This window comes from Amycolatopsis pithecellobii, assembly GCF_009707865.1.
Lineage (GTDB): Bacteria > Actinomycetota > Actinomycetes > Mycobacteriales > Pseudonocardiaceae > Amycolatopsis_E > Amycolatopsis_E pithecellobii.
Window position 1 is genome coordinate 1 of the sequence record NZ_WMBA01000088.1, and the last position, 21084, is coordinate 21084.

Genomic DNA, 21084 nt, shown 5'->3' on the forward strand with positions numbered 1-21084 from the left:
GGGTTGTGGCGTTCGTTGATGAGGTGTTCGTCTTCGGCGTAGCGGTAGAGGCAGCGCATGGCGGCGATGAAGTTCTCTTCGGCGTTGCGTCCGCCGCGGGAGTTGCGCCGGACGAGGGCGGTGGCTTTGACGTGTTTGCCGAGTGAGCGCAGGTCGCTGGCGGTCAGGTCGTCGAGCGGGAGGGAGCCCCAGGCGGCCTCGGCTTTGGTCCAGTAGGAGCCGTAGGTGCGGGCGGTGCCTGGGGAGACGAGCGTCTTCACTTTCTCGATCCACTCGCTGAGTGTGGGCATCGGTCGCGCCGGTGTGGCGCCGGTCTGGTGGGTGATGAGGTCGGCGGGGTCGACGCCCATGCGGGCGAGGACGAGCCGGGCGGCGTCGAGTTCGGCGGGCGTGCCGGAGGTGGGGGTGGTCATCGCGGATCACCGCCGGCGAGGTGGGTGTGCAGCCACTGCAGCATGCGGGCTACCGCGGTGGACGGGTGCACGATCAGTGCATCTTGCTGGGGATCTGGGACCAGCAGTACCCGGCAGCCGGCCGTGAGGTGGCAGCGGGCCCGCACCGGGGCGGGCAGTGCTACGTACGGGCTGGTGGTCATGTGGAACGCGCCGTCCTCGCGGCGGCGGATCACCACGGAGGTCTCGATCACCGCCATCGTGAGGCGATCGCCGGGGGCCCAGCCGAGCAGTTTCACGATCCGGCGGTCCTGAATGCGCCCCGAGGACTCCATCGGCGCGACACTGATGTGCGCGGCCAGTTCACCGCCGGTGGCCAGCGGCGACGGCGGTAACGAAGGAACCGGCAATGGCATATGGCCGGGACTGGGCTTCGCTGGCAAGGCGGAATCGAGGGTGCCGGAACGGGACGACCCGGGAAACACGACCGGCCGAATCGAACTAGTCACCGGTGTCCTCCCCTCACCACGTACCGAGGGGAGAGCTGCCTAGCCGACAGCATAACCACGCCAGATGACCAGCTGGAAAGGACATCACCAACCGTATTCGACTGGTGACGCTGTGGTGCGGTAGATCCACCGGGAATATGTGTCCGAGGGGGGAATCGAACACGTGTTCGCGGCATCCATGCGCAGGAGGCGTGTTCATGTGACAGAACATAGCTGGATAACGCGATCGAGTGCCAGTCAGTTCACGCATGACCTTGTCGCGTTTGCCTGGCATGAACTATAGACCGCCGACCGTCTCAATTTTCAGTGTGTTCTCCGTTCAGAGCCGGGCCTTCATTACGATCTGACGTCAAGACCGCGATCCGGTCCGCCAGTTGTTCGTTGCCGAGCGTGCGAATTGCGCTTTGCATGATGTGTAGTAGCTCCGCCCGCTGCGGCTCGCTGAGGTCGGCAAGAAACTCGTGAAGGAGCTGGGCTAACAGGACCCACTGTGATTCCGGCTTCCAGGCATGGAGGGTGCGGATGAGCTCGTCGAGGGTCGCATCGTCCGAGGGCCCGCCAACGCGTGGCGAGCGCTCGAGCAAGGTGAATAGCTTGGCGGTGCCGGGATCCGCCAGGCATGTGGTTCGGAGGAAATCGAGTCGTGCTTTGACCTGCCGGCGGGCGAGTGCGTCCAGTTCGAGTTCGCGTCGGGCCCGGTCTAGAAGTCGCGCGGCTGCGAGGGTTTCGTTGTCGACCTGTAGTGTGACTGCTGCATGCAAGACCTCTACGCCGTACCGGATGATCGGCAACGTGTGCGTAAGAGCGGCTCGTATTGCTTGGCGCGCAGCGTCCACGCGTAAAACCGAGTACTCGCCAGCCTTGGCAAGCTGTGGCCTGATGGCGTTTGCCGCAAGGTCCTGTGGCTGGTCGGGCCGCGGTTGCCCGGGCAGGAATCGCCAGATCACGCGAATCCTAGCCTCAAACTGGAGGCCCTCGTCTGCACTGTTCAGGAGGTCGGGAAAGTCGTACGGCGGCTGCTCGTCAGTGTTTGTGCGATCGCGCCGCGCGGATCGTCTGATCATGCCGTTTCGACTGTGCTGGCCTGCTGCCGATGAGCGGCGAACGTCTGCTCGAGGTCTCCGTCGAGCAAGCTGGACAACTCTGTGTAGAGTCTCTCGCGGTCTGATTGCGCCGTGTCGCTATTTCGTGCCCAGAGGTGAGTGATCACACGGAGCGTGTTCCGGGCCGAAGCGGAGACGCCGCCAGTCGCACGTACTGCATGACGAAGCGATTGGAGCACGCGGTCGCGCTGGTCAGGGTGGTGGAGGACGGCGTCGAGCCAGAACCCGACGATGCTCGCGGCCTCTTCCTGGTCGCTGTGCGGAGATGCGGTGTGCTCAAGGATTGCGGCCAATCCGGTCGAGAGCTGAAATACGTCCGCCTTGACCTCATGCTCCTGCAAAAGGGTGGGCAGCGAGCCGTCGTGGTCTGTTGCCGTCGCGGCGAGGATGCTGAAACAGCGTCGCCCGGCGCCTCGAGTTTTGTCTTGCGAGCACCAATCGACCAGTTGGGTAAAGAGGGTGGGGCGGATCGATGGATCTTCCCACAGAGTGGTCACTGCGGCGCGCAGCGCGTCGTCGATCGCCGAGTCTGCGGCAGATGCGGTGTGCTGTAGTCGTCGCAGGGCTTTGCCGGTGTGCAGTCGGCCGAACTGGCGCGAGCAGACGTTGACGACGGCAAGCCGCTGGGCGGGATCATCGTTTTTCGCCCATTGGAGTAGCATGCCGTGGACATAGCTGGCGCTCGCCGGCTGAGTGGCTGCGTCGTCGAGCGAGCTGAGGATCAGGTCCCACAACGACTTGTTGCCGCGCCAGGTCTTGACCAATTCACTGAGCGGGTCGTGCCTCTGCTGTCGAACTGCCCATCTCACTGCGAATGCCGCAATTCGTTCGGCTAGTGTGTAGCGCACTTGGCCGGGAACACGCTCTAGTGCCTGGCGTCCGTCGTCCAGATAGGGTGCCGTGGCGAGCCATCCCAGGAAAGCGGAGCGTGAGAAGGGACGGTCGACCCAAAAGTACTCTACGATAGCGTCATCCCACTCCGGGCGGGCAAAGGACAAGGTGTCATCTGGATTGAGGGTAGCCTGCGCGGCATCGACCATCTCGATTACGCCGGGATCTCGCTGTCCGAGTAGCTCGATTTCATTGTCTTTGAATACTTTGCCGAGTAGTGCTGCCTGCGAGTAGACGTGCGCGACCGATGTTCCGCGCAAGACTGCGGCAGCGAGCAGAAAGTTGCGTTGCAAGCTGGTACGGCCGGACTGGCGGTGCCATTCCAGAAGCTGTGGGCGCCAGTTCTTGCGCGCGGATTCGACCATCGCAATTCGCCGAGGCCATAGTTCCTCCTCGGTCTCGACAGAGCGGTTGTCCGTCTTTGCCTTTATCTCAGGAAGGTCTTTGGCGTCGGCACGGGCCGCGGACCGGATTAGCCCCACGATGTCGAGAACTTCGGCCGGTGGCTGGTGCTGTAACAGCTGCGTGACCGTGGGATCGGCCAACCACCGTTCAGCTGGAACCTCACTGTCAACTGCCGCAAGCCATTTTCTGGCAATGGCCTTTGCATCGGCGTCACCGAGGTTGGCGAGGATTCCGGCGGGCGCGCCGTGGCCTATGCGTGCCCACTGCTGTGGTGAGGTCACGACAACTAGGTGACATCGCCGCCGGACCAGGACGTTGTGTAGGTCGTGCAAGTTGCTTCCGAACTGGTCATTGACGGCGAAGCCTTCTTCATCTGGGGGCAGTTCGAGCAGATACGCCCAGAGTTCCTGACGCGGCAGGCGTTCGACCGGAAAGGTCGGGGACCCGCCGAAACTTACAGTCCCGACGTTGACCTGGTTGCCGGAATGGCGTCGCAGTTCGGCAAGCAGTGCATGAGCGATCGTTGTCCTGCCGGTATCGGGGCCGCGGTTGATGACCGTAATGGATCCCGGTTGACTCCACGTCCTGAGCAGGTTGTCGAACCCGTGTGGCCTCGCAAATACCTGACGGATGACGCCGAGGTAGCTGTCGGCGATCTTGGTGTGGTCCAGTGCATTCTGGAGCACAGTGACGACCTTGATCGCGTTCATTTCGCCGAGATTCAGCAGCGCTGATTGGCGGACCTGTTCGACGAGCTCCGGATCCACGGCGGCTGCGGCTTGGATAAGACCAGCGGCTGCCTGTTCGAACTGCTCCGGTGCCGGCGGCTGTTCTGTGGCCGACGTTGTGGCAGACATCCAGGCGATCGAAGGATCCGCTGCATAGGAGCGTTGTTCGTCCATCACAGCGGCCCCTCAAGCCGGAGTCCGGTGACCTCACCACCTTCGTGCACGGTCTTGCTCTCCTGTTCAACGCTCACGTTGACCGCGCCCGATACCCCAGTTGCTTGGATGCCAGTCACTGCACCCATGACCTCGTCGTGGCCTTGCTTGACCAACACTTGTGCCCGCGGGCGTTGTTCTCCGACAAATGTGAACCGCTGCCCATAAACCGCTTCAAGGTCTTCCCGTGCTCGGTCCAGCAGCTGGATTAGGTCGTGATCATCTGGTGAAATGATTTTGCCCGCGACGTAGGGGGCCATCTCATTGCGTGCCCGGTGAAGCCGAGCAAGCCGATCGGATGTGAGAGCCCCAGGTATGGGATTCAACGGCCGCAGTGGGTCCGCCAGAACGTCGGTTTCCTCGGCAGCCTCGCTCTTCTTGTTCTCTACTCGACGGTCCAAAGCTGCCCCAACACGGTCGTACAGGAACTTGAACGCCTGCGTCAACGCGGATGCGGCAAGCGCCGACAACGTCAGTGGCTCCACGAACTATCCCTCCCGTTCAACCGCGTCACAATCAGACAAGAGGCACAGAGTGCGACGTGGCATGAACTCCTCGTACTGGCCATCCTGCTGACTGGGCTGCGAACACGGGAGGCCTCAGGCGGATTCTCACCCGGTCGGACCAGCGCGCCTCTACAGGCTTGTCCGTGTCACGTAGTTGATCCGCGGATCGGAGGACGTAGCGGCTACGCTGACCGGTCGGTCAACGAGTGATGGCCTCTTCGAATTTTCACTGGGTAGAGGGGGCGCGGGTCGGCCGGGCTGGACACGCAGCAAGCCCTCGACTATCCGGTCTCCGTGGTTTGCTCGCTCTTGAGCCACTCGAATGCCTTGCTGACCGCAGTCTTGTCAGTTTCGATGATCTCCAGGCTGATCATCATGAGCGAATACAGTTGATCAACCCACGATGAAGCCAGTTGGACGTCGCTGCCAGCGTTGAGGCCGAGGCTGGGGATCAGGTGCCCTCCGTGAAGGATGTTGAGGCAACGCTCCATGGCGTGAGTCTCGACCGACCACCATTCCGAGTGCGCGACACCGCTGGAAATGTAGTACGCCTGCCGGTAGAGGTCGATCAGCCCGCATTCCTCGGCCATCGACCGGATGGATTTACCTCCGGCGAATGAATCACGAGTGTCGACGATTCTATGGTCGATGACATCGTCATTGTGGCTCAACTTTTCGAGCTCAGCCACCGCGTCCGCGAAGCCGGACAAGTGTGTGTCCGGCGGCAGTTCCTTCATGATCTGTGCGTAGAGCTTGGCCTTGCCTGCTCCATAGTCCTGGTAGGCGCGGTAGATCGTGGGATCCTGTCGTGCCATCCACTGCAGATAGATACGGACTTCGACGAGTGTGCGACCGATGTGGGCCCCGTGTTCTAGGCACCACAAGTCCGGAGCCCCGAGTACTGCGATCACGTCGCGCCCGACCCTGGCGACGAGGCCTGCGTGGACCTCCTGGCGCTCGGGATCGTGCAATCGCGCGGGCGCCGTTTCAAGTGCCTCAACATAACTGGAGAGCAAGTCCATCGCCAGCCGACGGAGATGCTCCCCTTCTTCCGGTGCCTGGGTTGTGGGCATGGATTCGTCGTCAGGGGTTCCACCTGGCGATCCGCCCGCGACGGCGTCCTCCACGGCGGGCTCCACCGACTCCAGCTCTCGCTTGCGTCTGCACCGTGAGGTCATAGAATTCGCTCCCCAGAAAACCTTCGCCCACCTGACTGCCTGGTCGAAACGCCCTTCGTCGTGGAGGGATAACGCTTCTTTTCGTGCACCCCACATAGCTCGCACAACTGAGTCCGCCTTTGCCCGGTTCGCCTCGTCGTTCGGATAAGAACGAAGTAGTTCGATTGTCTCCGCGCTCGTACTGAACGTGCCGGCCTGGACCTCACTCCAAACAGGAAGGCACTTGATCACGGCTTCGCGATGACCATCCCTGACCACTTCGAGAACGGAACGCGCGAGCAGGCCCAGCACGTCCTCGGTCGGCGGCGTGAACTCCTGATCGGCAAGCCATTCGGCCGGGCGCGACGGGTAGGAGGCCAAGGTCCTGGTCACAAGCTCGGGGAGCAGGCCGAGTTCGACCGCAACGCTCCTGGCCGTGGCTGCCGCGCCGGGAAGTCGCAGCGCAAGCCGGTCGAGGCTCGTCAGCCGGCCGTCGAGCCCCTCGGCGATGAACTGTGGCTCGGCTTCGCCGGTGAGCTGTTCCTGGACACGCCGTTGCCAACGCGTGAACCGGATGCCCTCCGCAGTCCCGAGTTCGGAGAATACGAGCACCGGCCACAACAGGTCCGGCAGATCGTCTCTGACCCAGTCGCCCAGGTCGAGAAGGCCGGTCGCGACGATCGGGGACCGGTAGGTCCGGCCTTTCCTGACGTGACCCGCAAGGGGACCAGCCTTCTCGGTGGGGCGGGGGAACGACACTCGATCACCCTAGACCTCAATACTGCCGGTACAGGACTTTCCCCGGGAGCGCCACGCGGTATCCGTCGACCTAGCGTCACGCCCTCGACCGGGATTGGACGACTTGCTTGGCTATCTGTTCGTAGGCCTTCTTGTGAGCGCCGCTGAGGCCGGTTCTGCTGGACAGGCAGACGGCAGGGTCGTTGCTGACCGGTTTCACGAACGCGCCGCGTCGTGCCCAGACATCATTGCTGCGGATCATGTAGTTGGTGGTCAGGACGCTGGCGCTGTGGGCGATGAGGAACTCAAGAGCGCGGAGGAGTTTGTCGAGGTTGCGGGAGATCCTGCTCAACGCCGAGAGCCACAGGACCACCCCCTGGAAGGCAGCCGCGTCCAGCATCTCGACCAAGCGTCGATCGAACCGGTCATCGATCCCGCTCAGGACTGACACGCGGTCGTTATTGGCCGCGGTGGGCGCGTCGACCAGTTCGCTGGGCTCCGGCAGGGTCGGTGCGGGGCCGTCGGGAGTCCGATAAGCGATGCGTCCGCCGGAGCCGATAGCGTCCGCGAGCGCGGCAAGACAGGCCCATGCGCGGGGGTACATATCGGGCAGGCTGGCGAAGAGGTTCTCGTCGACGGGCTGCACGAGCCCACGACGGCCAGCGGCGAGGAGATGGGACAGCGGCGCCGTCGCGGCGGTGGTGATCGCCTGGATACCGCCGGTGTTGAGCGGACCGTTGGTGTGGGCCTCCTCGAGCAGGCTGTTGCGCACGACCACCGCCACCGCGGCTTTCACCTCAAGGGTGGACTCGGGCGGCTCGTGGTCGAACACCTCCTCGACAAACGGGCTCATGAGCACATCCCGATCCGGATCACCGAGGGCGGCGAACGACAGCGCCCGCGCGAGCATGTCCTCGCCGATCGCCGCCGGCTGGGCGGCATCCACACCACATGCCTCTGTCAACATCGACGGCACGACCTCACGGCAGAACCGCGCCATGACGGTCGGGTCAGGCTCGGACGCTGTCATCAATCCCGCCCTCCTCGATCTTCGAGGCTCGCTCCGGTGTCGCGGTTCCGTCCAGTTCGTTGAAGCCGATTTATACCCCCTGCTGGCGATGTTGAACATGCGACACGCTCCGGGGTTGAGTGGGGCTCCCACGTCGTGGACGGGCGGGCGGCGCGACGTTCGTGTGGCTGTAGCTATGAGTACTTATTGGGTGCTAGTATAAGAAGTACTCAATGAGCACTCAAGGGAGATCGGCGTGGATGGAGTACGAGGGCGACGTGAAGAGCTTGGCTTGACGCAGCAAGAGGCTGCCAGGAAGGCGGGTATGTCACTTGCCACTTGGCGACGCCTGGAGGTGGTCGATGATGATCGAGAGGCCTCCTTTCGAAGAACGACGCTGCAAGCCGCCGAGCGTGTCCTTCGGGTGCCTGCGGGCGGAGTTGCAGCCTTGAGGGCAGGCGAGACCGTGGAGGCGCTCGGGGGGCATCAGCACGTGAACAAGGATTGGCTGTTGACCTACGGGAAGTCATTCAAGGGAGACCCGCTGACGCCGCGCCAGGCGTTCAAGCTTTCCATGTCTGTCGCTGGTTTGGAGGACGACGCGTTCTTTGGTTTGGATGAATATCTTCAGGGGAAAGTCAGCGTAAAGGAACTTTTCTTTGTCGATCAATTGCCAGACTGGGTGCTCTTTATGGTAAACGCCCACTGGGTCGATTGCTTTAGGAATGTGCTGGTTGACTTGGGTAGAAGGCTAGGCAGGGGAGAGGTTCCCTATCCGCGGTCTATGGTGGAACGTGTCGCGCTGGAGCTGATGTTTGACTCGGCGAAGGAGGGGGGTGACGTTGCGGACGACATGCTTGAAGCCGATGACGATGTGCGCGCGGCTTTGCCTTCATTTGGCGAGAACGATGAAGACTGGGAAGACGCTCGGGAGCAACTCTTCGGCGGCGACTTCGACTTTCAGATGATTTGGCTTCCTAACTTCACTCGAATGTTGTTTGGCGACTCGCGTGAGTCAGTCTCTATCCAGTTGGGCGTGGATTTGGACTCTTTCCATCCCATTCGCTGGTGGGAGACAGACAGAAAGCTTCGTAATAAATGAGATGAGGTTGCCTAGGAATTCAAATAGACCTAAATGTTATTCCGAATTGTTCGGGCATGGGGTGGATCGGCGGTTTTAGGTTCTGGAGATTTGTCGTTGCGTCGGTGCTTCGTCGCGCGCTCTCCGGCCGCCTGCTTGAGAAGGCGAAGATCGCAGTGAAGCAGTTAGGCCGTGTTTCAAAGGCGTAGCCACTCGTTGATCACGGCGACTTGGACGGTGGATTCGTAGCGAACCGCCAGCTTGTCGTATCGGGTTGCTACGGCCCGGTTGCGCTTGAGGCGGTTGATCCCGCACTCGACGGCGTGGCGCTGTTTGTAGATGTCCGGGGCGAACGTTGGTGGCCTACCGCCAGCACGCCCTTTGTTCCTGCGGTGGCGTGCCTGGTCGGCCTTTTCCAGGATCGTGCACCGAATGCCACGACGACGGAGGTAGGCACGGTTGGCGCGGGATCCGTAAGCCTTGTCCGCCAACACCCGATCCGGCGTCGTGCGGGGACGGCCACGTCCCCTGCGCGCGACCCGGATACGTCCCACCACCACCTGAAACTGGGGCGAGTCACCCCGCTGGCCGGCGGTCACGACCAGCGATAGCGGCTTCTGCCCTTGCTCGGTGGCCAGATGCAGCTTGGTGGTCCACCCGCCCCGCGACCGGCCCAACGCGTGATCGGCCGGCTCGGGCTCACCGACCCCGCCGGGAGCTTCCTTTTGCTGGTCCGGATCGGTCCGCGCGCCTGCCGCGTGCTGATGCGCCCGGCTGATCGTGGAGTCCACGCTCACCTCCCAGGTGATCAATCCAGCGGCATCCGCCTGTGCCTGCAACCCGGCCACGATCAGCGCCCACACCCCGGCCCGCTGCCAGCGCCGGAACAACCCGTAGACGGTCTGCCAGCAGCCATACACCGGTGGAATATCCCGCCACGGCGACCCGACCCGCACCCGCCAACGGATTCCGTCGATGAGTTGTCGTTTGCTCCACTTCGGCGGGCGGCCCGGCTTCTGTCCGACCGGCAGCAGCGCCTCCAGCACCGCCCACTGCGCGTCGGTCAGATCGGCCCGCCCCGCCACCGCTACGCTGGCCACGAGGTCTCCGGTGTACATGATCGTCTTGGTCGAGGATCGATATACCGGAGACCTCATCTATTTGATCAACAACACGCCGACATGACCCACTCCTTCATGTCCTCGCAGGCCACAGCATTGAAACGCGCCCTAGCACGTTCCGGCGTCGGCGTCCGGACTACGACGCACGCTCAATCTGCCGTAGAGGCTTTCGCTGCCTGAATGCCGTTTACCAACCGCACCGGCTGGCCTCGGTCATGACCCGAACCACGTGTGGTGCGGTGCCTGCGAATGGCAACTGGGGGTTCCGAGAACCAGGTGCTGATTCAGAGTCCGCGAGTGGGTGGGGTTGTCCGGTCATGGCGCTGAGGGCGGTGGCGACGGCGTGGAGGTCGGCTTTGATGTAGGTGGTGGTGGCTGCGCCGGTGGTGTCGGTGTGGCCGGCGTAGGCGCGGGCGATGCCGTAGCCGAAGTGGCGTTCGACCCAGGTGAGCGTGGTGTGCCGCAGCCAGTGGGTGGAGATGCCCTGGTTGGCCACCCAGGGGAGTTGTTGGCCGATGCGGTGCCAGAGGTGGTCGTAGCGGCGGCTGGTCAGCGGGCGGCCGTCGCGGTAGCGCAGCAGGGGTTCGGTGGGTGTTGTGGCGTGCCGGGCGGCGGCGTGGTCGGCCAGGCTGGTGGCGAGGTTGGGGCTGATGGGTTGCCAGCGGAGCTTGAGGCCCTTCTCGATGAGCCGGACGAGGCAGTGGTCGGTGTCGAGATCGATGACCCGCAACGCGAGCGCGCCGCCGCGGCGGCAGGCGGTTTCGGTGTGCAAGCGTAGGAGTAGTGCGTCGAGGATGACGTCGTTGCCACTGGTGCGGGCGACGCGGTTGATGTGGTCGAGTTCGTCGGGGGTGAGTGCGCGGCGGTGGTTGGGCAGTCGGCGGGGTTTGGCCACCCGATGGGCGGGGCTGGCGGTTGGAGTGATCAGGCCGTCGGCGATGGCCCTGGTGTAGATGGCGCGGGCGGCGGCGATGACGTGTTCTCCGGCGTGTCGGCCATGTCGGCTGTTGCGTCGGGATATGGCGGTGTTGGCCATGTCGTGGCGCATGGCTTCGATGTCGGTGGCGGTGATCTCGTCCAGCCTGCGGTCGCCCCAGCGGGCGATCATCCGGTCCCAGTAAGTGGCGTACGTGCGGTTCGCGCCCGGTCCCGCCGCCGCCCGGACCAGGTTGAGGTACTCGGTCAGGGTGGGCAGTCCCGATGCTGCGGTGTCGTCATGGGTTTGTAGATCGGCCAGGCTCACCCCGAGCTGAGCCAGTAACTGTCGCGCTATGGCGACGCTGGCCGCGTGGGTGGAAGTCATCGCGATCCTCCGAGGATGTCGTCGTAGAAGTCGGCCAGCAGCCGGGTGAGGATCTTGGCGGAATGCACGAAGAGGGTGCGTTCGCCGGGCTTGCCGATGAGCAGAAGCGCGGGACCGCGCTCGATGCCGCACATCTGGCGCGCCGCCGCCGGCAGCGTGACGGCACCCCGCTCGTCGACCCGATGATGGCCGATAGGATCGGCGACGAAAACGATCACCTCGTCGAGGATCTCCAGTCTCAGCCGCCGCCCCGGCCGCCAGCCCAGGGCGTCGAACACGGACCACTCCCGGACACGACCGGTGCGGTCGACGCGCGCCATGCCGACCACCGTGTCCATCCCCGACGGTTCGGCCGGTCGGGGTGGAGGAAGGTCAGGCATACGGACCGGTTCGGCATGACGCTCGGCAAAGTCGGGCACGAGCGCGCCGATCAACTGTTCCTGAGGCCCCCGTAGGGGTGGCTGGTTGCGTGCGGTGCTCATCACGTCATCATCCGGGCCGACGAGACCGCCGCACAGCACAACATCATGGCTGATCAGCCAAAACTACATGATCGACACCCCAGCGCTCGAGGTGCGAGGTTGGTGAAATTTCGCCAAAACCGGTGTCCGAGGGGGGACTTGAACCCCCACGCCCGTTAAGGGCACTAGCACCTCAAGCTAGCGCGTCTGCCATTCCGCCACTCGGACTTGCTGATGAACAGAGTAACCCACCTTCCACCGCGTCCTACCAGGGGGTGGTCACCCGCCGTGGGATGTGGTTGCGATATAAGGCCCGCGCCGTCACGGGTGGTAGTCGGCGGGGCGAGTTGTGAAATCCAACTGACCAGCGTATACCGGTGGGTAGCTTCTTGGGATCTCGGGAGGAACCGATGCGGGACGCGGTGATCGTCGACGCGGTGCGGACGCCGGTCGGTAAAGGCAAGCCTGGGGGAGCGCTCGCCGGAATCCATCCGGTCGACCTGCACGCCCACGCCATCCGCGCACTTGTCGAACGCACCGGGATCGACCCCGCCCTGATCGACGACGTGATCAGCGGAGCGGTCGGGCAGATCGGCGAGCAGAGTTCCAACACGGCACGCTGGGCGGCCCTCGCCGCGGGGTTGCCGGAATCCGTTCCGGCCGTCACGGTCGATCGTCAATGTGGCTCATCGCAACAAGCAATCCACTTCGCCGCTCAGGGAGTGCTCGCCGGGGCATACGACATCGTCATCGCCTCCGGGGTCGAGTCGATGAGCCACGTCCCGATCGGCAGTCAGGCCGCCGACAAGGACTTCCTCGGGTCCGCCGTCGCCGCCCGGTACCCGGAAGGGTTGGTACCACAGGGAATCAGCGCCGAACTCATCGCCGCCAAATGGCACCTTTCCCGCACCCGGCTCGACGAGTTCGCCGCCGAGAGCCACCGGCGCGCCGCCGCGGCGTGGGTGGACGGGCGGTTCGGCGAAGACGTCGTCCCGCTCGACGGCGTGACGCGCGACGAGTCCGTGCGCTCCTCGACGACCGTGGACATTCTCGCCGGGCTCAGGCCCGCCTTCGAGTCCGACCTCTGGCACAAGCGGTTCCCGCACCTGGACTTCAAGGTCACCGCGGGCAACTCCTCGCCCATCAACGACGGGGCCTCGGCCGTCCTGATCACCAGCAGCGAAACCGTCCGGCGCCTCGGTCTCACGCCACGTGCGCGCCTGCACGGTTTCGCCGTCGTCGGCGACGATCCGCTGTACATGCTCACCGGCATCATCCCCGCCACCGCCAAGGTGCTCGACCGCGCCGGACTGTCCCTTTCGGACATTGACGCGTTCGAGGTGAACGAGGCCTTCGCGAGCGTTGTCCTTGCCTGGCAAGCGGAAACCGGCGCTGATCTGTCCAAAGTGAACATCAACGGGGGAGCCATCGCGCTCGGGCATCCGCTCGGCGCGAGCGGCGGCCGCCTCATGACGACGCTGCTGTCGGTGCTCGAACAGCGCGAAGGACGATACGGCCTCCAGGTCATGTGCGAGGCCGGCGGTCTCGCCAACGCCACGATCATCGAACGGCTCTGAGCTCGGCCGTCGGGAACCCAGCCCCCCGAATGGGGGTCGTGCGGTCGTGGGCGCCGTTTTAGACTCCGGGAGCCTGCGAACGTGCAGCTGGGAGATGATGCTGGTGGATTCCGCACCGAGCGCGACCGGACCGATCCGGCTGCTACTCGTCGAAGACCATGCCCAAGTGGCGATGGCGCTCGATGCCGCGTTCGAGACGGTGCCCGACATCGAACTGGTCGCGCGGGCCAAAGGGATCAGCGACGCGGTGCCGGCGGCCGGGGAGCACCAGCCCGACGTAGTGTTGCTGGACCGCAGGCTGCCCGACGGTGACGGAATCGACGCGATCGCCCTTCTGCACGAGCAGAGCCCTGGCTGCCGGGTCCTGGTGTTCACCGGCGGGGCCGACCGCGCGGTCGCCGACCGGGTCGCCGCGGCCGGCGGCGCCGGGCTGCTGCTCAAGGCCGGGCTGCTGGAAGACCTCCTCGACACGATCCGGCGGGTCGCGGCGGGCGAGGATTCGTTCGATGTCGACCTGCCGGGACGGCCAGCCCGCCGCTGAGGCCCGGCACCAGGAAGGTGCCCGATGACGCCACGACAACCGGCGGGTTCCGACGACCGGAGCTTGCAGCAGCTGCTCGACGGGCTCAAAGCGGTTCGCGACGGTGATTTCAGCACCCGCCTGCCGCAGGCCGGGGACGCACTGCTGGACGAGATCGCGGTCGTGTTCAACGGCATGGTCGATCAGCTCTCGCTGTTCACCTCGGAGGTCACCCGGGTCGCCAGGGAGGTCGGCACCGAAGGCAAGCTCGGCGGGCAGGCCTCGGTGCCCGCCGTCTCGGGCACCTGGAAGGACCTCACCGAGTCGGTGAACGCCATGGCCGGGAACCTCACGGCGCAGGTCCGGGACATCGCGAGCGTCGCGACCGCGGTGGCGACGGGTGACCTGACCCAGAAGATCACCGTGGACGTGAAAGGTGAGCTGCTGGAGCTGAAGAACACCATCAACACGATGGTGGATCAGCTGTCGTCGTTCGCGGACGAGGTCACCCGGGTGGCGCGGGAAGTGGGCAGTGAGGGGCGGCTCGGCGGGCAGGCGGAGGTGCCTGGAGTCGGGGGCACGTGGCGGGACTTGACGACGTCGGTGAACTTCATGGCCGGCAACCTCACCGCCCAGGTCCGGTCCATCGCGGAGGTCACGACGGCTGTCGCGAAGGGCGATCTCACGCAGAAGATCACCGTCGACGCCCGTGGCGAGATCCTCGAGCTGAAATCGACGATCAACACGATGGTCGACACACTCTCCTCTTTCGCCGACGAGGTCACCCGGGTCGCGAAAGAGGTTGGTACGGAAGGGATTCTGGGCGGCCAGGCGCAGGTGCCGGGTGTCGCGGGCACGTGGCGGGACTTGACGACGTCGGTGAACTTCATGGCCGGCAACCTCACCGCCCAGGTCCGGTCCATCGCCGAGGTGACGACGGCCGTGGCGCGGGGTGACCTGTCGCAGAAGATCCGGGTGGACGCGCGCGGCGAGATCCTGGAGTTGAAGGACACCATCAACACCATGGTGGGCCAGTTGTCCGCGTTCGCCGACGAGGTCACGCGGGTGGCGCGGGAGGTCGGGACCGAGGGCCGGCTGGGCGGTCAGGCGGATGTGAAGGGCGTATCGGGGACCTGGAAAGGCCTCACCGAATCCGTCAACGTCATGGCCGACAACCTCACCGACCAGGTCCGGTCCATCGCGTCGGTCGCCACCGCGGTCGCCCGTGGGGACCTGTCGCAGAAAATCACTGTCGAGGCGAAGGGCGAGGTCGCCGCGCTCGCCGGCACGATCAACACGATGGTCGACACGCTCTCCGCGTTCGCCGACGAGGTCACCCGCGTGGCTCGCGAGGTGGGTACGGAAGGGATTCTGGGTGGTCAGGCTCGCGTGCCGAACGTGGCCGGCACCTGGAAGAGCTTGACCGACAACGTCAACTCGATGGCGAACAACCTGACCAATCAGGTGCGCTCGATCGCCCAGGTCACCACCGCCGTGGCGCGCGGCGAGCTGAACCAGAAGATCGACGTGGACGCCCGCGGCGAGATCCTGGAACTCAAGACCACCATCAACACGATGGTCGACACGCTTTCGTCCTTCGCCGCGGAGGTGACCCGGGTTGCCCGTGAAGTCGGGAAGGAAGGGCGCCTCGGCGGGCAGGCCGAGGTCGAAGGCGTGTCGGGCACCTGGAAACGGCTCACCGAAAACGTCAACGAGCTCGCCGGGAACCTGACCCGCCAGGTGCGGGCGATTGCGGAAGTCGCGAGTGCGGTGGCGACGGGAGACCTGACGCGGTCGATTTCCGTGGAGGCGAAGGGCGAGGTCGCCGAGCTGAGCGACAACATCAACGCGATGGTCCAGTCGCTGCGGGAGACGACACGCGCGAACGAGGACCAGGACTGGCTGAACAAGAACCTGGCGCGGATTTCCGGTCTGCTGCAGGGACATCGCGATCTGCGCACGGTCGCACAGCTGATCATGAACGAGCTCACCCCGCTCGTCGGCGCGCAACACGCCACGTTCTTCCTGATGGATTCCGGCGAACCGGTGCTCAAGCTGATCGCCGGCTACGGCCATGCGGGCACCGGCGAGGTGACGTTCGACCTCGGGCAGTCGCTGATCGGTCAGGTGGCGCAAACAAAGATCCCGATCGTGGTGGACCAGACGCCGCCCGCGTACGTCAACATTTCCTCGAGCCTCGGTCAGGCACCGCCGGTCAACCTGATCGTGCTGCCGATCGTGTTCGAGGACCAGGTGCTCGGCGTGATCGAGCTGGCGTCGTTCACCCGGTTCACCCCGGTACAGCGGGATTTCCTGGAACAGCTGATGGAAAGCATTGGCGTCAACGTCAACACCATCATCGCCAACGGCCGCACCGATTCGCTGCTGGAGGAGTCGCAACGGCTGGCGGGGGAGCTGCAGACGCGGTCCGGGGAACTGCAGGCACAGCAGGTGAAACTGCAGCAGTCGAACGCGGAGCTGGAGGAGAAGGCAGAGCTGCTGGTCCGGCAGAACCGCGATATCGAAATCAAGAACTTCGAGATCGAGCAGGCGCGCCAGGAAATCGAGGAACGTGCCCAGCAGCTGGCACTCGCGTCGAAGTACAAGTCCGAGTTCCTCGCGAACATGTCGCATGAGCTGCGTACGCCGTTGACGAGCCTGCTCATCCTCGCCGGGGTGCTGGCGCAGAATTCGACGCAGAATCTCACGGCGAAACAGGTCGAGTTCGCGAAGGTCATCGAGTCCGCGGGGACCGATCTTTTGCAGCTGATCAACGACATTCTCGACCTGTCGAAGGTCGAGGCCGGGAAGATGGACATCCACGTCGAGCCGGTGCAGCTGCACCAGCTGCTGGAGTACGTGCAGACCACGTTCCGGCCGTTGACCGCGGAGAAGGGCCTCGACTTCGACGTCACGGTGGCGCCGGACGTGCCCGGCGAGCTGTCCACCGACGAGCAGCGGCTGCGTCAGGTCCTGCGGAATCTGCTGTCCAACGCGATGAAGTTCACCGAAAACGGCGGGGTGGAGCTGCGGGTGCGGGTCGTCGAGGAGGGCGAGCGGTGCGTCGAATTCGCCGTGCTGGACACCGGAATCGGCATCGCGCAGGAAAACCTGGAGACGATCTTCGGCGCGTTCCAGCAGGCGGACGGCACGACGAGCCGGCGCTACGGCGGCACCGGACTCGGCCTGTCGATCAGCCGGCAGGTGGCGAACCTGCTGGGCGGTCAGTTGCGCGCCGACAGTCAGCTCGGCAAGGGCAGCACATTCACCTTGACCGTGCCGATCGCTCCGGCGCTGCCGGCCGGTGTGGGGGAGTCGCGCCCCCGGCCCGTCGCCGACGCGCAGCGGCGCGTGCTGGTCCTCGAAGGTCCGGACAATCACCTGCTGACCTTGCTGGTGCGGGAGTTCGTCGCGGATTTCACCGACAACGGCGAGCCGGTGCAGATCGAGTCGGTCACCACGCCGGACGAGGCGGTCCAGGCACTGGCCGCGCACGAGCACCGGTGTGTCGTACTCGACGCGAGCCTGCCCGGGGCGTCGGCGCTGACGTTCCTGCAACGGCTCGGCGACGATCACCCGCTGCCGGTGCTGGCGCATCCGACACGCAAGCTCATTCCCGCGCAGGAACGGCTGATGCGGGCACGGGCCCGCACGCACGCGGTCGAGTTGTTGCCGTCGCTGGATGAATTGCGTGAGCGGTTTCTGGTGTTGCTGGGCGAATCGCACGGGCCGCAGCCGGTGTGGGCCGAACCGCAGACCTCGGAAGTGGTGCCCGCGAATGCGGAAAGCGGTGGCCCACCGGGGCTGGCCGGGCGGAAGGTGCTGCTCGTCGACGACGACGCCCGTAATGTCCTTGCGATCGAGGGAATTCTGGAGCTGCACGGGATGGTGGTGCGGCACGCGCCCAATGGCCGCAAGGGGATCGACGAGCTGATGGCCAGTCCCGACGTCGATCTGATCCTGATGGATGTGATGATGCCGGAAATGGACGGGTACGCCACAACGGCCGCGATCCGGCAGATGCCGCGGTTCGACCGGCTGCCGATCATCATGGTGACGGCCAAGGCGATGGCGGGGGACCGGGAGAAGAGCCTCGCCTCCGGCGCGAGCGATTACGTGACGAAACCGGTGGTGCCGGAGGAATTGCTGGGGTGCATCGGCCGGTGGCTCGCTGCTTGATCATCAGGTGTATAACGACGAATACAGCGCGGGTTTTGGCCGAACCTGGCCGTGCGTACCCGGCAAGCTACGCCGAGAACATCTCAACCAACCCGCATGGAGCATCCTTGGCGAAGCATAGGTCCAGACCAGCCAGCGACTCCGCTGCTGCCCCGGCTGCACGCGGGAACATCGTCTCCTCGTATGCGGCCAGTGCCGCCTCGGGGTCGTCGGGGTGCTTGGCGATCGCGAGCCCGAGATCGGCGCCATCGATCAGGGCGAGGTTCGCGCCTTCGCCGGCGAACGGGGACATCAGGTGCGCGGCGTCGCCGAGCAGCGTGACGCCCGGCACGCGCGGCCAGCGGTGCCCGGCCGGCAACGCCTGGATCGTGCGCGGTGTCAGCGTGCTGTCGGCCTCGGCGATGAGTGCCCGCAGGCTGGTGCTCCAGCCATCGAACTCCGCGAGCACGGCGGCCTTGGCCGCGGCGGTGTCGGTGAAATCGATGCCGGCAAGCCAGTTTTCCGTGGTCCGGACCGCGACGTAGACGTGCACACTGCCGTCCGGTTCGCGGTGCGCGAGGAATCCCCGGTCGTCGCCGAGCGCGAACAGCATCCCGCCCCCGGCGACGGCCGCGCAGTCCGGGTGCCGCGTGTCCACGTCGAAAAGGTCGAGCTCCACAAAGGACACTCCGGAGTAGGCAGGGACCGCGCCGGACACCAGCGGCCGTACCCGGGACCACGCCCCGTCCGCGCCGATCAGCAGATCTGTCGTGAACGTCGTGCCGTCGGCGAGGGTGACTTCGTGGTGCCCGCCGACCTGCCGGGCACCGGTGACCTTGGTGCCCCAGCGAACCGTGCTGCCGGGCAGTGCCGCGAGCAGCAGATCACGCAGCGCGCCGCGTTCGATCTCGGGGCGGTTGCCGGTGCCCTCGTCCCCCTCCATGAACCGGACGGTGCCGTGCTTGTCCAGGACCCGCAACGCTTCGCCGCCTTCGTGGACCCGGGCACGGAATTCGTTGTACAGGCCGGCGGCGTGCAGAGCGGCCTGACCGGTGTCTTCGTGAATGTCGAGCATGCCGCCCTGAGCGCGGGCGGCGGGGGAGGCGGAGAGTTCGAAGACCGCGGCCTCGATGCCGTGGACGTGCAGGACACGAGCGAGCGTGAGCCCGCTGAGCCCGCCGCCGATGATCGCGATGGGGTGGTGGTCCATGGTCAGCTCCTTGGGGTGAAAGCGATTCCGTTGATCAGGACGCGAAACGCCCACTGCAGGCGCTCTTCGGGGGTGCCGGACAGCAGATCGGTGCCGATCGCGCCGATGTACGGATGGTTCGGCGACGCCGCGTGGATGACCTGCACATAGGTGGACCAGTCCACTTCCGGTGCTTCGTCGTCGTCCCGGGCATGTTCGGCGGCGGTCGCTGTGCCCAGTGCCAGCAGGATGTCCACACCCCAGGCCGCTTGTGCCTGCGGGACACCGCCTTCATGGAGCAGTGCGAGTACGGCTTCCACGATTTCGAGATAGTGCGGACCGCCCGGGCGGGAGACCAGCGCGGAGCGGGCGAGGCTGGCGTGTCCGAAAAGGACGGTGGTGTAGGACGAGAGCACCTGGATGAGCCGGTCACGCCAGTCGCCCTGCGCCTCGACCGGGGCCAGATCGACTTTGCCGAGCATCCGGTCGAGCACGGCCGCGTGCAGCGCGTCGGTGTTCGCGAAGTACACGTACAGCGAGGCCGGCCCGGTGTCGAGTTCCTGCGCGAGGCGCCGCATGGTCACCTTTTTCAGGCCCTCGGCCTGCATGATCCCGACCGCGGCGGAGACGATGCCCTCGCTGGTCAGTGCGGGTTTCGCGGGTCGCTCACGAGGACTCCGGGAAGTAGTCATGAAGCCATCGTAACGAACATGTTCGGCACGAACAAGTTCGTAGCGTACGTGTTCGGACAGGTGCCTTCGGTGGCGCTGCTGGGCGCAGTAGCCGCGGACGGCCGATCAACCGAGTACACCGCGTCGGCGCGTGGACACGCGCACACGACGGCGACGAGCACAGCCGCGGGTAAGCCGTTGCGGGTCGCGCCCGGGGTGGTGTCGCGCTGAAACCGCCGTGGGAGCACGGCGATCCCGTCGACTACCACCAGCCGTCGGCCGGCGAGCGGCGGCTGACCACGCACTACCGCGTCATCCCGTGAGCGGGCCGGCGTCGCGAGTGGCGCTGAACAACCACACGGGCACCGGATGGGTGGTGGCGTCGGCGAACGCGTTCGGGAAGGGGCGGCCGTGGTGGCGTAGCTGCGCGGTGAGGTCGGTGACCTCGGCCGTCCAGCCGTGCCTGCCCACCCACTTCTCGGGCGTGACGTCCGGGCCGCGCCGCACCAGGTCGGCCATCATCATCGCGGACATGCGTTCCGCCTCGTCGGTGGCGCACGTGATGATCAGCTGCGGGTCGACCGGCCCTTGCGGGTAATCGCTCACCAGCCAGGCGGGGCCGCGGGAATGCTTGCTGATACCGGCCAGGAGCTGGTCGCTGTCGGCGGTGGTGAAGTAAGCCAACAGCCCTTCGGCCAGCCACACCACCGGTTCCTCCGGGGCGAACCCGGCGCCGAGCAGGTCCTCGGGCCAGCCGGCGCGCAGGGCGGCGGGCACCGGCACGCGCCGGCACGTGGGCCGGGCGCCGTGCCGGGTCAGCACGGCGCGTTTGAACTCCAGCACCGAGCTGCTGTCGAGTTCGAACACCGTAGTGTCCTCGGGCAGCCCCAATCGGTAGGCCCGGGTATCCAGGTTCGCGCCGAGAAGCACCAGTTGCCGGGCCCCGGCCCGCACCGCGCGCAGAACATGTTCGTCATAGAACGGCACGCGCCCGCTGAAATACGACGACACGGCCTGCCACACGGGGGAACCGTCGTGCTCACGCGCCATGCCGACGCGGGGGAGGCCGTCGCCGGTGAACGCGGTGGCCTCGGCGACGAACAGTCTCGCGAGCGGGTCGTCGAACAGCCGGTCTGGCCGGGCGGATTCCTGAGCGCGGGCGTAAGCGGTGAGCAGCGCTGTGGCGCGCACACCTTCCGGCGCGCTCACCCGTGCCATGCCACCGGGAACGAAAGGGAAGTCATCGGTGCACGATAGCGAACGGGACGATATCGTCCGGTTCCCGCACCGGCGGACGGCACCGACGGTTCTGTCCACAAAGGACCGTGCAGGGGACGCGCGGTCGCGTTCAT

General features: G+C 65.4%; 17 protein-coding genes, 1 tRNA gene and 1 pseudogene. 5 read left to right on the top strand and 14 right to left on the bottom strand.

The features are described 5' to 3' along the window. The 7 genes and pseudogenes from GKO32_RS34660 to GKO32_RS34690 form a co-directional block, all read right to left on the bottom strand. Positions 1-413 (bottom strand): annotated as a pseudogene (locus tag GKO32_RS34660) (PTD012 family protein); the annotation flags it as partial. Next, positions 410-901: a hypothetical protein gene (locus GKO32_RS39540; RefSeq protein ID WP_246245217.1), complete on the bottom strand. Its 492-nt coding sequence runs from the start codon at positions 899-901 to the stop codon at positions 410-412. The pseudogene GKO32_RS34660 and the gene GKO32_RS39540, both read right to left, overlap by 4 nt. A gap of 296 nt (positions 902-1197) precedes the next feature. Continuing rightward, the gene (locus tag GKO32_RS34670) at positions 1198-1848 is read right to left on the bottom strand and encodes a hypothetical protein (RefSeq protein ID WP_208024640.1); all 651 of its coding nucleotides are present in this window, start codon (positions 1846-1848) and stop codon (positions 1198-1200) included. Between the two features lie 113 nt (positions 1849-1961). Further along, a complete protein-coding gene (locus GKO32_RS34675; protein WP_154761148.1) occupies positions 1962-4202 on the bottom strand; it encodes a hypothetical protein in 2241 nt (746 codons plus the stop codon). Then, the gene (locus GKO32_RS34680) at positions 4202-4726 is read right to left on the bottom strand and encodes a hypothetical protein (protein ID WP_154761149.1); all 525 of its coding nucleotides are present in this window, start codon (positions 4724-4726) and stop codon (positions 4202-4204) included. Before GKO32_RS34680 ends, GKO32_RS34675 begins: the two co-directional genes overlap by 1 nt. A 302-nt stretch (positions 4727-5028) precedes the next feature. Next, positions 5029-6516, bottom strand: coding sequence for a DUF5677 domain-containing protein (locus GKO32_RS40335; RefSeq protein ID WP_208024641.1), 1488 nt, complete (start codon positions 6514-6516; stop codon positions 5029-5031). Positions 6517-6739: 223 nt separating this feature from the next. Then, positions 6740-7588: a hypothetical protein gene (locus GKO32_RS34690; RefSeq protein ID WP_154761150.1), complete on the bottom strand. Its 849-nt coding sequence runs from the start codon at positions 7586-7588 to the stop codon at positions 6740-6742. 355 nt (positions 7589-7943) lie between these two features. Here GKO32_RS34690 and GKO32_RS34695 point away from each other — a divergent pair, with 355 nt between their 5' ends. Further along, positions 7944-8753: a helix-turn-helix domain-containing protein gene (locus GKO32_RS34695; protein WP_154761151.1), complete on the top strand. Its 810-nt coding sequence runs from the start codon at positions 7944-7946 to the stop codon at positions 8751-8753. A 176-nt stretch (positions 8754-8929) separates the two neighbouring features. Here the strand turns inward: GKO32_RS34695 and GKO32_RS34700 are convergent, their stop codons facing one another. The 4 genes from GKO32_RS34700 to GKO32_RS34715 all read right to left on the bottom strand — a co-directional run bounded on the left by GKO32_RS34700 (position 8930) and on the right by GKO32_RS34715 (position 11845). Beyond that, complete coding sequence (locus GKO32_RS34700; protein WP_154761152.1) at positions 8930-9850, bottom strand: IS5 family transposase; 921 nt, start codon at positions 9848-9850, stop codon at positions 8930-8932. Between the two features lie 190 nt (positions 9851-10040). Beyond that, entirely contained in the window at positions 10041-11156 is a 1116-nt protein-coding gene (locus GKO32_RS34705; protein ID WP_154761153.1) for a tyrosine-type recombinase/integrase, read from the bottom strand. Then, the gene (locus tag GKO32_RS34710; protein WP_154761154.1) at positions 11153-11638 is read right to left on the bottom strand and encodes an AbrB/MazE/SpoVT family DNA-binding domain-containing protein; all 486 of its coding nucleotides are present in this window, start codon (positions 11636-11638) and stop codon (positions 11153-11155) included. Before GKO32_RS34710 ends, GKO32_RS34705 begins: the two co-directional genes overlap by 4 nt. Before the next feature lie 123 nt (positions 11639-11761). Continuing rightward, positions 11762-11845 (bottom strand) — tRNA-Leu (locus GKO32_RS34715). A 182-nt stretch (positions 11846-12027) separates the two neighbouring features. On the opposite strand from GKO32_RS34715, the gene GKO32_RS34720 reads away from it, so the two are divergent. From GKO32_RS34720 to GKO32_RS34730, 3 genes are all read left to right on the top strand, one after another. Next, the gene (locus GKO32_RS34720) at positions 12028-13194 is read left to right on the top strand and encodes a thiolase family protein (protein ID WP_154761155.1); all 1167 of its coding nucleotides are present in this window, start codon (positions 12028-12030) and stop codon (positions 13192-13194) included. A 103-nt stretch (positions 13195-13297) separates the two neighbouring features. Continuing rightward, positions 13298-13735, top strand: a complete 438-nt coding sequence (locus GKO32_RS34725) for a response regulator transcription factor (protein WP_312869082.1) — start codon at positions 13298-13300, stop codon at positions 13733-13735. Positions 13736-13759: 24 nt separating this feature from the next. After that, positions 13760-17893, top strand: coding sequence for a HAMP domain-containing protein (locus GKO32_RS34730; protein WP_154761157.1), 4134 nt, complete (start codon positions 13760-13762; stop codon positions 17891-17893). 67 nt (positions 17894-17960) lie between these two features. Here the strand turns inward: GKO32_RS34730 and GKO32_RS34735 are convergent, their stop codons facing one another. Next, a complete protein-coding gene (locus GKO32_RS34735) occupies positions 17961-19082 on the bottom strand; it encodes an FAD-dependent oxidoreductase (protein WP_154761158.1) in 1122 nt (373 codons plus the stop codon). 2 nt (positions 19083-19084) lie between these two features. Further along, positions 19085-19753 carry a TetR/AcrR family transcriptional regulator gene (locus GKO32_RS34740; protein ID WP_154761159.1) on the bottom strand — a complete coding sequence of 223 codons (669 nt, stop codon included), beginning with the start codon at positions 19751-19753 and terminating at the stop codon, positions 19085-19087. Positions 19754-19771: 18 nt separating this feature from the next. Here GKO32_RS34740 and GKO32_RS38580 point away from each other — a divergent pair, with 18 nt between their 5' ends. Further along, positions 19772-19963 carry a hypothetical protein gene (locus tag GKO32_RS38580; RefSeq protein ID WP_208024642.1) on the top strand — a complete coding sequence of 64 codons (192 nt, stop codon included), beginning with the start codon at positions 19772-19774 and terminating at the stop codon, positions 19961-19963. Between the two features lie 81 nt (positions 19964-20044). Here the strand turns inward: GKO32_RS38580 and GKO32_RS34750 are convergent, their stop codons facing one another. Then, the gene (locus GKO32_RS34750; protein WP_166459826.1) at positions 20045-20941 is read right to left on the bottom strand and encodes an SAM-dependent methyltransferase; all 897 of its coding nucleotides are present in this window, start codon (positions 20939-20941) and stop codon (positions 20045-20047) included. Positions 20942-21084 lie beyond the last annotated feature (143 nt).